The organism is Gelidibacter maritimus (genome assembly GCF_014062315.1).
Lineage (GTDB): Bacteria > Bacteroidota > Bacteroidia > Flavobacteriales > Flavobacteriaceae > Gelidibacter > Gelidibacter maritimus.
Map to the genome: position 1 here is coordinate 444,957 of NZ_JACGLT010000001.1, position 13,950 is coordinate 458,906.

The 13,950-nt window shown below is 38.0% G+C and carries 12 protein-coding genes; 6 read left to right on the plus strand and 6 right to left on the minus strand.

Translation table 11 applies throughout. The annotated features are described in order from the left end of the window. Window positions 1–134 precede the first annotated feature (134 nt). Entirely contained in the window at window positions 135–1,049 is a 915-nt protein-coding gene (locus H3Z82_RS01905) for a patatin-like phospholipase family protein (RefSeq protein ID WP_182202184.1), read from the plus strand. After that, window positions 1,050–1,961 carry a patatin-like phospholipase family protein gene (locus H3Z82_RS01910; protein WP_182202185.1) on the plus strand — a complete coding sequence of 304 codons (912 nt, stop codon included), beginning with the start codon at window positions 1,050–1,052 and terminating at the stop codon, window positions 1,959–1,961. 3 nt (window positions 1,962–1,964) lie between these two features. Here the strand turns inward: H3Z82_RS01910 and H3Z82_RS01915 are convergent, their stop codons facing one another. Beyond that, on the minus strand, window positions 1,965–2,489 hold the full coding sequence (locus H3Z82_RS01915; RefSeq protein WP_182202186.1) for a DUF7935 family protein: 525 nt from the start codon (window positions 2,487–2,489) through the stop codon (window positions 1,965–1,967). Between the two features lie 227 nt (window positions 2,490–2,716). Between H3Z82_RS01915 and H3Z82_RS01920 the strand changes: the two genes are divergently transcribed. Continuing rightward, window positions 2,717–4,291 carry an AsmA family protein gene (locus H3Z82_RS01920; RefSeq protein ID WP_182202187.1) on the plus strand — a complete coding sequence of 525 codons (1,575 nt, stop codon included), beginning with the start codon at window positions 2,717–2,719 and terminating at the stop codon, window positions 4,289–4,291. A gap of 164 nt (window positions 4,292–4,455) precedes the next feature. Here H3Z82_RS01920 and H3Z82_RS01925 read toward each other — a convergent pair whose 3' ends face one another. Beyond that, the gene (locus H3Z82_RS01925; protein ID WP_182202188.1) at window positions 4,456–5,730 is read right to left on the minus strand and encodes an amidohydrolase; all 1,275 of its coding nucleotides are present in this window, start codon (window positions 5,728–5,730) and stop codon (window positions 4,456–4,458) included. 146 nt (window positions 5,731–5,876) lie between these two features. Between H3Z82_RS01925 and H3Z82_RS01930 the strand changes: the two genes are divergently transcribed. After that, a complete protein-coding gene (locus H3Z82_RS01930) occupies window positions 5,877–8,192 on the plus strand; it encodes an ATP-dependent helicase (RefSeq protein WP_182202189.1) in 2,316 nt (771 codons plus the stop codon). Window positions 8,193–8,211: 19 nt separating this feature from the next. Here H3Z82_RS01930 and H3Z82_RS01935 read toward each other — a convergent pair whose 3' ends face one another. Further along, complete coding sequence (locus tag H3Z82_RS01935) at window positions 8,212–9,087, minus strand: alpha/beta hydrolase (RefSeq protein WP_317172416.1); 876 nt, start codon at window positions 9,085–9,087, stop codon at window positions 8,212–8,214. A 32-nt stretch (window positions 9,088–9,119) separates the two neighbouring features. On the opposite strand from H3Z82_RS01935, the gene H3Z82_RS01940 reads away from it, so the two are divergent. Then, the gene (locus tag H3Z82_RS01940; protein ID WP_182202191.1) at window positions 9,120–9,740 is read left to right on the plus strand and encodes an L-threonylcarbamoyladenylate synthase; all 621 of its coding nucleotides are present in this window, start codon (window positions 9,120–9,122) and stop codon (window positions 9,738–9,740) included. Between the two features lie 366 nt (window positions 9,741–10,106). Here H3Z82_RS01940 and H3Z82_RS01945 read toward each other — a convergent pair whose 3' ends face one another. The 3 genes from H3Z82_RS01945 to H3Z82_RS01955 form a co-directional block, all read right to left on the minus strand. Beyond that, entirely contained in the window at window positions 10,107–10,976 is an 870-nt protein-coding gene (locus H3Z82_RS01945; protein ID WP_182202192.1) for an OmpA/MotB family protein, read from the minus strand. A gap of 103 nt (window positions 10,977–11,079) precedes the next feature. Then, window positions 11,080–12,099: a glycosyltransferase family 2 protein gene (locus tag H3Z82_RS01950; RefSeq protein WP_182202193.1), complete on the minus strand. Its 1,020-nt coding sequence runs from the start codon at window positions 12,097–12,099 to the stop codon at window positions 11,080–11,082. 168 nt (window positions 12,100–12,267) lie between these two features. Further along, on the minus strand, window positions 12,268–12,723 hold the full coding sequence (locus tag H3Z82_RS01955; RefSeq protein WP_182202268.1) for a type I restriction enzyme HsdR N-terminal domain-containing protein: 456 nt from the start codon (window positions 12,721–12,723) through the stop codon (window positions 12,268–12,270). A 107-nt stretch (window positions 12,724–12,830) separates the two neighbouring features. Between H3Z82_RS01955 and holA the strand changes: the two genes are divergently transcribed. Continuing rightward, on the plus strand, window positions 12,831–13,835 hold the full coding sequence (gene holA / locus H3Z82_RS01960; RefSeq protein WP_182202194.1) for a DNA polymerase III subunit delta: 1,005 nt from the start codon (window positions 12,831–12,833) through the stop codon (window positions 13,833–13,835). The last annotated feature ends 115 nt before the right edge of the window (window positions 13,836–13,950 follow it).

A 13,950-nucleotide genomic window follows, 5' to 3' on the forward strand; every position in this document is an offset into this window, starting at 1 on the left:
AGAATTGCAAACAGCAAATAACACATAGTTCTAGCTTAAAAATACGTCTGCCCGTCTGATTGTCCGAAACTTTTGTAGAGGCGGGTAGTCTTTGCGGAGGCGGGAAACAAGAAAACAAGAAACACCAATTACAAATGAGAGCATTAGTTATATCAGGAGGAGGAAGCAAAGGTGCATTTGCTGGTGGTGTGGCGCAATACCTTATTGAAAAAAAGAAACTGAATTACGACTTGTTCATTGGGACTTCCACGGGAAGCTTGTTGGTGTCTCACTTGGCATTAAAGAGGGTTGAGCAAATAAAGGACATCTATACCAATGTCACCCAGAAGGATATCTTTGATGTCTGTCCGTTTAATGTTAAAAGGCGAAATGGGATTGAAACCATTAGCATCAACCATTTTAATGTATTGCGTAATCTTTTAAGGGGGAGCAAAACTTTTGGCGAAAGCCATAATTTGAAAAAGCTCATTAAGTCGCATGTCACTGAAGCGGGTTTTAATGCCTTAAAAGCGTTGAAATCTGATGTGGTGGTCACGGTCTCCAATTTATCGCTGAATCAGGTGGAGTATAAATCTGTTAAGGATTTTGAATATGACGATTTTATTGATTGGGTCTGGATTTCGTGCAACTACACACCTTTCATGTCCTTGGCTAAAAAGGATGGTTGTGAATATGCTGATGGCGGTTTAGGTTCTATGGTACCGATTGAAGAGGCAATTAAACGTGGCGCAACCGTTGTGGATGCTGTGATTTTACAGACAGAAGTGACCCAGTATAACCGGATGCCTTCGTTAAATGCATTTTCCTTGCTGACCAATATGTTTTCATTTATGTTGGATCGAATTGAGTTTCAGAATATCCGAATTGGAAAATTTGTCGCCAATAACCAAGACGCCATAATTAATTTTTACTATACACCAACGGTTTTAACCACCAATTCATTGGTTTTTAACAAAGATAAGATGACCTCGTGGTGGCAGAGTGGATTTGATTTCGCAAATCACCAAAATCAAGAAACAAGTCCGGTAGAACCGGAGAAAAATGAATAGATGAAAAGAGCCTTAGTAATTTCAGGAGGAGGAAGTAAAGGTGCTTATGCTGGCGGCGTGGCACAATATTTAATGGAAGATCAAGGGCGTACGTATGACATGTTCTTGGGGACATCAACCGGGAGCTTGCTAATTCCGTATTTGGCCGTCAATGATTTAGGGAAGTTGCATGATATTTTTACTAATGTAAAGCAGAGTGACGTATTTAGCATCAGTCCGTTTGTGCAACATAAAAAGGATGGAAGGGAGTTTGTTTCCATAAATTACTTCAATTCCTTGATCCAGTTTGTGAAACGAAAACGAACTTTTGGCGAAAGTGGTGCTTTAAGGCGAAACATCAAACGAAATTTTACCCAACGTGAATTTGACAGTATTAGAAAATCAGGAATTGATGTTGTCGTTACCGTAGCAAATCTGACCAAAAGCACTGTGGAATATAAGTCTATCAACGATTTTAAATACGAAGAATTCTGCGATTGGATTTGGATTTCCTGTAATTATATTCCTTTTATGTCTTTGGCGGTAAAAAATGGCTATGAATACGCCGATGGCGGTTTGGGTTGCGTAGTTCCGATTAGGGAGGCTATTTTAAGAGGAGCTACCGAAATTGATGCCATCATCCTGGAGTCAGAAAATATGGAAGGCAATAAGGTTTTGGGGAAGAATCCCTTCTCATTGATGATTAATTTGTTTTCTTATTTGCTGGAGCAGGTTGAAAAGAGCGATGTAACCATTGGGCAATTGGCTGCCATCAATAAAAATGTTAAGCTCAATCTTTATTATACACCAACTAAATTAACAGAGAATTCGCTGATTTTCAGTAAAAAACTGATGACCAAATGGTGGGAGCAAGGTTATGACTATGCTAAACTTAAGAATGATTCGGTATTGTATGATGAAGCTAGTGAGTAGCGCTTACCACATGTCATTGACTTCTTTTTTAATGAAAGACAGTGCCGCATCACTCGGTGCTCGTTTCTCCATCATTTCGGTCAAAATAACTTCTCTTAGCTTATTGGCAGTGTCGGTTTTTTCGAGAAGACTGGCCTTTCTGATCAGTTGGATCGTGGCATTTTTTGCGGCGCAAATAATGTTCCAACAATCTTGACTAACGTAGATTTGCTGCGATAGATTATGTTCAAATTCCTGTTCAATATTTGCTACAAGTAGACTCTCATAAGCGTCTTTATCAGAGGATGTTGGCTGGACTCTAACTGTTAGTTTTGACGGCGTAATGCGCTCCAGGAATAAGACCATGCGCTCATAAGCTTGCAAGCGCAACGGCATGGACTTGACCTGTAAATCTTTTTGCAGCAAAAACCGCCTGCGGCCATCTTCGTTTTTAGTGTGTTCCCTAAAAAAATAATAGGCTATAACTCCAGTCACTATTGCTGGAATTGCATAAAATAAAGCGTCAATTAGTTTCAATCCTAAATCCATAATAGGTTGTTAAGTTTCATCAAACATAAGATGTTTTTATTTAAATTTCGCAAAGAAATTAAAAAAACAGAAAATTAAGGATCTTATATAAAACAACCTTAAAAAATTCTATTTTTAATAGCAGCAGTAGGATCCAAAGTCAATTGGATTTTAAATTAAAAAGTCGGTCGAGGCTCACGTTTAAAACAATTTCTCAGACTGATGTATAAAAAGTATATCTTTAAACTATGACAAAAACGGTAAGAATCATCCTAATCACATTGTCCACATTGTTAGTTCTCGCTATTGTGGGCTATTTTGTTGCCAATACCATTATCTCTTCAAAAGTTGAAAATTTCCTAAAGACAGAGCTTCCAGAAAATTTGAGTGTGGATTATAAATCGCTAATTGTCAGTATATGGCAAGGAAGTATCGTCTTGGTAGAGCCTAAAATTGTGAACAAGGGCAGTCATAGCTCAAAAACCATAATCGAAGTTGAACTCGATACGGTCATGGTTGACGGATTTGGAATATGGAACTACCTCGTCAATGATAAAATTAATGTTCAAGACGTCAAATTGAGGCGCCCTAAGCTTCTGTACAACCATAACAAGGCCATTCCCAAAAGTGAGTACAAGCAATCGTCTCAAAAGCAGTTACAGCAGGACGTGACCATAGAGCGATTTAATATTCAAAACGCAGAAATTAGCGTCAAGGATTTTGAAACCGACTCTCTCATGTTTCAAACTGAAAATCTGACGGCGAATGTTAGGGCAATTGAAATAGATAGCGCTACGGTTAAAAAACGTATGCCCTTTAAATATGAGGGCTATAACATCTCGATTGACAGTTTGTTCTATGCTATGGGGGAATATGAAAATCTGAAAATCGCAACGGTAAATATTACCCAAAACGAAGCTAATTTTATGGATTTGAAATTATATACCAAATATTCGAAAGAGGAATTTGACAGAATGATTTCAATTGAAAGAGACCATTTTGATGTATCTATTGCTAAATTAACGTTGCAGGATCAAGAATTCGGATACGATAAGGATTCTATATTTTATTTTAAAAGTCCCAAAACCATTTTTGAAACTCCAGAAATGTACATTTACAGAAACAAGCTTATAGCTGATGACTTAACTCGTAAAAACCTATACAGCAAGATGTTGAGGGAGATTAAGTTCGATTTAACTTTAAGTGAAGTGGCGCTCAATAATGCAACGATTGTGTATTCGGAAAAAGTGAATGCAGATATGGGTGCAGGTCAATTATCCTTTTCATCGATGTCGGCCGATATAAAAAATATCAGCAATACTTATGGAGAATCTGAAAAGACCACTTTGGATATTGATGCTGTTTTTATGGCACAGACGCCCTTAAAAGTCAATTGGGAATTTGATGTTAATGACGTTAACGACACTTTTATCTTTAAAGTTGATCTTGGTAAACTACCCGCCGCCGATTTGAATACGTTTTCAAAACCTAATTTAAAGGTGAATCTTGAAGGTGAATTGCTACAGACTTACGCTACAGTTTCCGGTGATGCCAACACCTCAAGAGTAGATATGAAAGTCAATTACGAAGATTTTAAAGTAGAAGTATTGGACGGGGAGGCGAAAAAGAAAAAAACGGTGCTATCGGCCATTGCAAATCTCTTCATCGCTAAAAGCAGTGATAAGGCTTCTGATGGTTTTAGAGAAGGCAATAAAGAAGGCATTGAGCGTAATTATACCAAATCAATCTTCAATTTCTTATGGATCAGTATCAAGTCAGGATTAACAAGTGTGCTGACGGGCGATGGGAAAAGCAAGGACTGACCTTAGGTTTGAGTGTTTTTGATTATGCGAATGAGGTAATAAGTACCAACACGTATTGTGGATTTAAGTATTAAGTATCAAGTATTAAGAGGATATAGTAATGGGGCAAATATTAAAATTTGCTAGTCGATATCCTTAAAAACAAGAAATAGACCTGCCCATCATTATTCCATTGCCAAATAATCATTCGCCAATTGCGTCATTGTTTTAACCCCCAATAACATGCCACTTTCATCGATGACAAAATCAGGAGTATGGTGCGGAAAAGCTGCCGTATTTCCCGGAGTCATACCGCCTAAGAAGAAATAGTGTCCAGGAATAATTTCCTGAAAATACGAAAAATCCTCACCTATGGTAGCGGCTTTCGTAAGAACAACGTTATCTGTACCAGCTACTTTCTGAAGTGTTGGTAACATGGCCACGGTTAAAGCGGGATCATTATAAGTAATGGCCGTTTGGTTCTCAAAAGAAATGGTGGCTTCACCGCCGTAGGCTTTCGCGATGGTTTCCGTCATTTCTGTCATGCGCTTAATAATCTTAGCCTTCATCTCTGGATCCAACGAACGCACGGTTCCTATAAGTTCAGCACTTTCGGGAATTATATTGAATCGGACGCCGCTGCTTATCTTTCCCACCGTAATTACTGCAGCCTCTTCGGTCAAGTCCAACTCTCTACTCACGATCGACTGTAATCCGTCGATTATTTTCGCAGAAATTAATATAGGGTCCACACCAAGCCAAGGTTGGGAGCCGTGGCTCTGTTTGCCTTTTATATTGATCACAAACCGTTCTACCGCCGCCATAATACCACCAGATTTGTATTTTATGGTGCCTACAGGCGTTGCAGAGTTAATGTGTAGTCCAAAAATCGCATCCACCTTAGGATTTTCCAAAACCCCTTCTTTAATCATCAATTTGGCACCGCCTTCTTCTCCTGGAGGTGGTCCTTCTTCAGCTGGTTGAAAAATGAATTTTACGCTACCGTTAATCTTGTCTCTATGTTTGGATAAGACTTCAGCAACACCCATGAGCATAGCAGTATGGGTGTCGTGTCCGCAAGCATGCATTACGCCCGTTTCTGAGCCCATAAATTCCGCTTTAACTGTCGATTTGAACGGCAAATCATTTCGTTCCGTTACAGGCAGGGCATCAATATCCGCTCTTAACGCTACAACTTTTCCTGGAGTGTTACCCTTTAACAGTCCAACCACGCCAGTTTTTGCGATTCCAGTTTGTACCTCAATACCCAGTGACTTCAGGTGCTGAGCAATCTTTTCGGAGGTTTTAAACTCCTGATTGCTCAGTTCTGGGTGTTCGTGAAAATGACGGCGCCATTCAATTACTTTCGATTCTACAGCTTTAAAATCGGATTCTAAAGCAGTTTGGGCGTTAAGCACGAGGCTTCCGAAGAAACAAAAAAGAAGGAGACAATAATTCATAGAATTGGATGTTTACTAGTCATTCTAAAGATATTCATTTTCTTTTAAAGTATTAAAGCAAACCTAATTGTTTATAATTATTGATAAAAACGTTCTCTAAAAACAGAAGCTTTGGTTAATTTCACGGATTAATAATTGAGAGAGATTTGGAAAAGTATTTAAGTCAGTTGAATGAAGCGCAGTTAGCACCAACACTGCAAAAAGACGGCCCTATGATTGTGATTGCAGGTGCTGGTTCTGGTAAAACTCGTGTGTTGACCTATAGGATTGCTTACCTAATGAGTTTAGGAGTAGATCCGTTTAACATTTTGTCTTTGACATTTACCAATAAAGCAGCACGAGAAATGAAAGGTAGGATTGCTGAGATTGTCGGTGCAAGTGAAGCTAAAAACCTCTGGATGGGTACGTTTCACTCGGTGTTTGCCAAAATCCTTCGTATTGAAGCTGATAAGTTGGGTTATCCAAACAATTTCACCATTTACGATGCTCAAGATTCTCAACGGTTGATTGGTTCCATTATCAAAGAAATGGGTCTGGATAAAGATATTTATAAAACCAAACAGATCAGTTCAAGGATTTCATCCTATAAGAATAGTTTGATCACCGTAAAAGCTTATTTTCAGAATCCAGAGTTGATTGAGGCAGACACCATGTCCAAACGACCAAGGTTGGGAGATATTTACAAAAACTACGTAGACCGTTGCTTTAAAGCGGGCGCCATGGATTTTGATGATTTGTTGTTGAAGACCAATGAATTACTAACGCGTTTTCCGGATGTCTTGGCCAAATATCAAAACCGATTCCGTTATATATTGGTTGATGAGTATCAGGATACAAACCACTCTCAGTATTTGATTGTTAGGGCGTTGTCAGACCGTTTCCAAAATATATGTGTAGTAGGAGACGATGCGCAAAGTATTTATGCGTTTAGAGGTGCTAATATTAATAACATCCTGAATTTTCAAAAGGATTATGATGATGTAAAAATGTTTCGTTTGGAACAAAATTACAGGTCCACCAAAAATATAGTCAATGCCGCCAATTCCATTATTGAAAAAAACCAGACCAAACTTGAAAAAGTGGTATGGACGGCTAATGATGAAGGCCCTAAAATAAAAGTCAACCGATTGATGACGGATGGTGATGAAGGCCGTTATGTGGCAAGCTCCATCTTTGAGAATAAAATGGAACATCAATTGATGAATAGTGATTTTGCTATTTTATACCGTACCAACGCCCAGTCTCGTGCCATGGAAGACGCTTTGAGAAAGCGCAGCATTCCATATCGAATTTATGGCGGCTTATCTTTCTATCAGCGTAAAGAAATTAAAGACGTTCTATCTTACTTGCGATTGATCATCAATCCAGCAGATGAAGAGGCGCTTAAACGTGTCATTAATTTTCCGAGCCGCGGCATAGGACAGACCACCATGGATCGGCTTGTGGTGGCTGCAAACGGCTATAACCGTTCCATTTTTGATGTTATGAAGCACATTGATAAAGTGGACATTAAAATTAATTCGGGCACTAAAAACAAGCTTCGGAATTTTGTCACTATGATTGAGAGTTTTCAGGTGATGAACCAAACTGCAAATGCCTTTGAGCTGGCGGAACATGTAACTAAAGTGACTGGTCTAATCAAGGAGTTTAGAGATGATGGCACACCTGAAGGTGTAGCTAAAATGGAAAATATTGAGGAGTTGCTTAATGGAATCAAGGATTTTGTGGAAGGTCAGGAAGAATTGGCCGATGCCACAGGCGCCTTGCCCGAATTTTTGGAAGATGTGGCCTTGGCTACAGACTTAGATGCCGATAAAGGTGATGCGGACCATGTGGCTTTAATGACTATTCACTTAGCTAAGGGTCTGGAATTTCCGTATGTGTATATTGTGGGCATGGAGGAAGATTTATTCCCAAGTGGGATGAGTATGAACACCCGTAGCGAGTTGGAGGAGGAGCGTCGCTTATTTTATGTAGCATTGACAAGAGCAGAAAAGCAGGCGTATTTAACCTATACGATGTCGCGCTACCGTTGGGGAAAATTGATTGATGCAGAACCAAGCCGATTTATAGAAGAAATTGACGAAAAGTATTTGGATGTCCTGACACCAGTGGATGACAAACGCTTCAATCCGATGTTGTCTGCGGATATTTTTGGCGATGTGGAACCCAATCAGATTCGCTTTAAAAAAGCTGCGAAACGCAAAGCTGAAAAGAAGCCGCCTAAATTTATTCCCCCAGCCAAATTAAAACCAATTGGTAAATCAACAGGAAGCCCTGATGTGAATTTGTTTGACGGCAAATTGACAGTAGGAAATATTGTAGAGCATATGCGTTTTGGCAAAGGTGAGGTTTTGAAGATTGAAGGTGTTGGCGCAGATACCAAAGCTGAAATCAACTTTGAGCATGGCGGTGTCAAAAAATTGTTATTGCGTTTTGCAAAATTGGATGTGCTTGGCTAGGTGTGCTTATAGATTTAGATTATAAATGTGTTTGCGTAAATCCTTTTAATTTAGTCCAAGTGTCCAAAAGTTCCACGCCCAACCATCCATGGCCTGTATTTTCGTAAAGTGAAAACTCATGTGTAACACCCAGCTGTTGCAATCGTGCGCTCATGGCTGTGCCTTGTGTTGTTGGAATTAGAGGGTCTTGTCCGCCATAAAATAAAATGGTTGGCGGTGCATTGGAAGTTACCCGGTGGTACGGACTTACTTCTTCCAGAAACTCAGTAGAAGCATCAACGCCATACAAGTCCATCAAAGCCCGAATGTTTGGGTCAGTACTGTTTAAATAGGCGGGATCCGTAAAGTTGGTAGGGCCAACAATGCTACAAACCATTTTTACATTCTCACCGGTGTCAAAAGCATAACTCCAAAGTAATGATAAATGTGCGCCTGCACTGACTCCAATAAAGCCATAATCATCGGAAATAACATAGTAGTCCTGGTTCTCTTTGAGATGATTTATTACTGAAGTGATGTCGTCAATCTGCATCGGATAAGGATTTCTGTTGCTGTTTGCCAGTCGGTAGTTGATGTTCACGATGGCCACATCAGATAAATCTTGACGGATGATATCCCTAAAACCATTCATATCTACCTTATCGCCTCCTGTCCATCCGCCGCCATGTACCAAGATGAGGACTTTTGTTGACGTATTTCTGTTTTTTGGGAGGTACAAATCGAACTTTTGATCAGCATCAGGTCCATAATTGATATTGAGTTCTTGATGATATGCTGTGGGATTTAAACCTTGAATAGGTGTATCGGTTCTTTCTTTACTGCAGGAAAATGATATAGAAGCAACGACTATAGTGAGTAAAAGAAGTTTTATAGCTTTCATAATGAAATTATTAATTACTTTGTAAACGAAATCTTAACACACATATTATGGCTGAATTTATAAGAATCTATGAAGAGAACCCAAATGCTAAGGAAATTAAGAAAGTTATTAAGGTCCTTAAAGATGGCGGGTTGATTATTTATCCTACCGATACGGTTTATGGATTGGGCTGCGATATCAACAATATCAAAGCGCTGGAACGGGTGGCGCAAATAAAGGGTGTTAAATTGGATAAAGCCAATTTTTCATTTATTTGTCATGATCTAAGTAATCTTAGTGATTATGTGAAACAGATTGATACCTCTACCTTTAAAATCCTAAAGCGGGCACTTCCCGGCCCATATACGTTTATTCTTCCAGGAGCGAAAACGCTTCCACATCCATTTAAAAAGAAGAAAACAGTCGGTATCAGGGTGCCAAATAATAATATCGCCTTAGAAATTGTAAGACAGTTAGGGCGACCAATAATATCGACATCCATTAGAGATGAGGATGAGATTATTGAATATACGACCGATCCAGAGTTGATTTTAGAGAAATGGGATAACCTGGTCGATTTGGTAATAGACGGCGGGTATGGTGATAACTTGGCCTCTACAATTGTTGATTTATCTGAAGATGAGCCTACGATAATAAGAGAAGGGAAGGGGAGTCTGGAGATATTTTAGAAGACCAGCATTCTCAATTATCATAAAAAGTCAACATTATCATAAAAAGTCAACGTTTTATTCAGGCCTGCAAACTGTCTCTGAGCGTAGGCGCTATGCTATTTGAACTCTAAGAATGCACGCGAATGACATTATTTATATAATTTTTTTGACACTTATTATTGTCATTTATGAATGGAGGCCGTAATTAACGGCTTCCATTTTTTTCCTTTAGAATATTGTCGATAGAATGTATTTCTTAAAACAGGTATAGCAAGTTCGTTTCTTTTAACTAAGGCATAGAGCAAATCTAAAAGAAGATTTATATGTAGGAATAAAAAAAGCCCAACTGTGAAGTTGAGCTTTTTAATATATTTAAATAATTGCTTAGTTCTTTTGGTCTTCAGCAATCATGTCTTTCATTTCGTTTTCAACCATTTCGTAGAATTGGTCAATCTTAGGAAGTACTAATATACGTGTACGTCTGTTAATTGATCTGTTTTCAGCAGTATCATTAGGTACCAATGGTACATATTCACTACGTCCTGAAGCAATCAGTTGTTTAGGGTTAACGCCTAACTCTTCCAATACTCTAACAATAGAAGTGGCACGTTTAACACTTAAATCCCAGTTGTCTAACAATACGCCTCCTCTGTTATAAGGTAGACTATCAGTATGTCCTTCAACCATACACTCAAAATCAGGTTTACCGTTAACTACAGTTGCTACTTTACTCAAGATGGTCTTAGCTCTTGAAGTCACATTATAACTACCGCTCTGGAATAATAACTTATCAGCAATAGAAATATAAACAACACCTTTCTCAACATTAATTTGAATGTCTGGATCATTAAGTCCAACATCTTTTTTCAAACTTGTAACAATAGCTAAAGTTACACTGTCTTTTTTAGTCAATGCATCCTGCAAACGCGTAATTTTAAGATCTTTTTCTTTTAGGCTCTCAAGAGATCTTTCAAGATTCTCAGCACCTTTTTGGGTAAGTGTGGTTAAATTGCCTTTGGTATCAATTAGGTCTTGGTTTGTTTTACGCATATCAGCCAATTGCTCCTGTAATCCTTCAACACGTGCCTGCGCAGTAGCTCTTTCAGAAATACAACTGTTTAGCTTTACTGTTGCGGTATTCAATAAATCTTGTGTTTCTTTATGTTTGGCTTCAAGGGCTGCATATTCTTTCTTTGATACACATGAACTTAAAACCAATAATGAAAACACACTTAATAACATGATTTTTTTCATAATGGTAGTGATTAAATAAGTTAGAAATTTAACAAGGCAAAATTATATAAAAAATGCTACTTAAGCGAAGAATTAACAACAATTTTAACACTTTAATTCTTACTTAAAATTTCTTCTGATTTTTGACAAAGTAATGCCACACAATTGACTTTACTTGATAATATTCCTTAGGAGCACTTGTCAAAATGCTTTCTTTCAATTCTTGTTTCAATACGCGACGTTTTTTAAGAAGTTTTGGAAGCGCAAAATAAAACCGACCATGCGCTTTTAAAATAGCGATAAGATGAGCGAATTTCAGTGAAAATAAAAATTTTAAACCCGCCAAGCCATCTAGAACAAGTCGCGTCAGAATTAATATTAAAATATTCTTTGGAGCATTTTTGGTGATGGTAAACAAGCTGTTTCTGAAATTGAGATATGTTTTTTTCGGATTTGCTGTGTTTAATGTTGCGCCACCAACGTGGAACACCGTTGATGCACTCGTGTATTTTGTGGTATAACCATGGTTGTGCGCACGCCAACACAAATCGATTTCTTCCATGTGCGCGAAGAACGTTTCATCAAAGCCATTTAGTTTATTGAAAACTGATTTTCTGATAAACAGGCAAGCGCCAGAGGCCCAAAAAATCGGAATGGTGTCATTGTATTGACCCAAGTCTTTTTCAATGGTATCAAAAATCCTCCCCCTGCAATAAGGGTAACCGTACTTGTCAATAAATCCTCCTGCCGCTCCCGCATATTCAAAAAAGACCTTGTTATTAAAATCCAGAATTTTTGGCTGTATGATTGCCGTTTCCGGCTCAGTATTGAATAGTGTTACAATAGGGAGTAACCAATCTTTAGTAACTTCAATATCGCTATTTAAAAGGCATAAGAGCTCTTCGTCAACATATTTTAAAGCATCATTGTAGCCTTTGGCATAGCCGCCATTCTCTTGATTTTGAATGATTTTTACCGATGGGTAATTCATTTTTAAAAAGCTGACAGAATCATCAGTCGATGCATTGTCAGCTACGTAAATGGCTGCAGTTTCAGAATACTTTAAGACTGAAGGAAGGAATTTTTCCAACAAAGCCCTGCCATTCCAATTTAAGATTACAACTGCTATTTCCTTTTTAGCCACAAATACTGGAATTATATATTTTTACTTACTATGTTTTACCTGCAAGGTTTCTTTCTAATCAAAATTCAATATTTGAAATTCAACCTTTTTGAGGCAAAGTTTCAAATAACTCTTGACTCAAAATCAATTATCAATCGCTGGAATCCATTTTCTTCAATCTCTATCAAATCACACTGAACCCCTTTCATACGCTGGAATATCCTTCAAAAAAACATAGGTTTCCTTTTTAAAATCCATCTGACAATAATAGTGTTGCATGCCATTGGTGACCATTAAAAAATTAGCTCTTAAGGCTAAATTATAACGAGCAATTTGATCAAAAGTACTTTGATCAATGGAAATTGTAGGTGCTTTGCATTCTACAATCAGATGCACCTCACCTGATGCATTGAAAACCACAATATCATAACGCTTTCTTAGATTGTTGATGGTCAATTCCTTCTCTACGTTAATTAAAGAATATGGGTATTTCTTTACAGTCATTAGATAATGCACACAGTGTTGTCGCACCCATTCCTCAGGTTGTAAAATCATAAACTTTTTACGAACCACGTCGAAAATAGATACTTTATTTTCGCTATTTTTGAATCGGAACGAAAACTTTGGAAAATTGAGTGGTTGCAAGACTTCTAATTTAGACATTGCCAAAGTTAATCTTCAATAACTAAATACCAAACTCCCCGAGCTAAAATCGGAATTTGGCGGATGAAAATTTCAAAAATTCATAACCTTTGGACGAAGTTAAACAGTTAGCTGCCGATATTAAAAGCAGAAAGTTGAAACCTATTTATTTTTTAATGGGTGAAGAACCTTATTATATAGATAAAATCTCAGATTTTATTGAAGCGAATGTACTTGCCGAAGAGGAGCGAGGTTTCAATCAGATGGTGCTTTATGGCCGTGATGTTTCTATTGATGATATTGTTGGCAACGCCAAGCGCTTTCCAATGATGGCGGAATATCAAGTGATTATTGTAAAAGAGGCCCAAGATTTATCTCGAACCATAGAAAAACTAGTTGATTACGCCAAGCAGCCACAGCAGTCCACTATTTTGGTGATGAACTATAAGTATAAAACCATTGATAAACGGAAGTCACTTTATAAAACCCTAAAGAAAATGGGGGTGGTTTATGAAAGTAAAAAACTATATGAAAATCAAGTGGCCGATTGGATCAGACGTGTGCTCGCCCCGAAAGACTATACCATTGCGCCCAAAGCGGCTCAGATGCTCGTGGAGTTTTTGGGAACTGATTTGAGTAAAATCAGTAATGAGTTGGATAAGCTCCAAATAGTTTTGCCAAAAGGCACACAAATATCACCAGAGCAAATTGAAGAAAATATAGGAATCAGCAAAGACTTTAACAACTTTGAGTTACGCAAGGCCATTGGAGAAGGAAATATTAAAAAGGCCCATCAAATTGTAAATTATTTTGCCGAAAACCCTAAGGACAATCCTATGGTTGTAACCGTGTCTTTGTTGTTTAATTTCTTTTCACAATTGTTGTATTTACACGGAATGAATGATAAGTCGCCCAGGAATGTCGCCACTGCCTTGCGTGTCAACCCTTATTTTGTGAATGAATACATCACTGCTGCAAGAAACTTTCCAATGCGGAAAGTAAGCAGTATCATTGCTGTTTTACGTGAATTTGACGTTAAAAGTAAAGGGGTAGGCGCTCATGCAGTCCCGCAAGGTGATTTGCTGAAAGAACTTCTAGTGCGGATTATGACTTAAGATAGAATTATGAGTTGTGAATATAATATAAGGATATAGAGATCAGTAAATAAATGCTCATTTTTTATAGAGTTCATAGTAGTGTAAAACAGACAATAGAATCTGTCAATTCAAG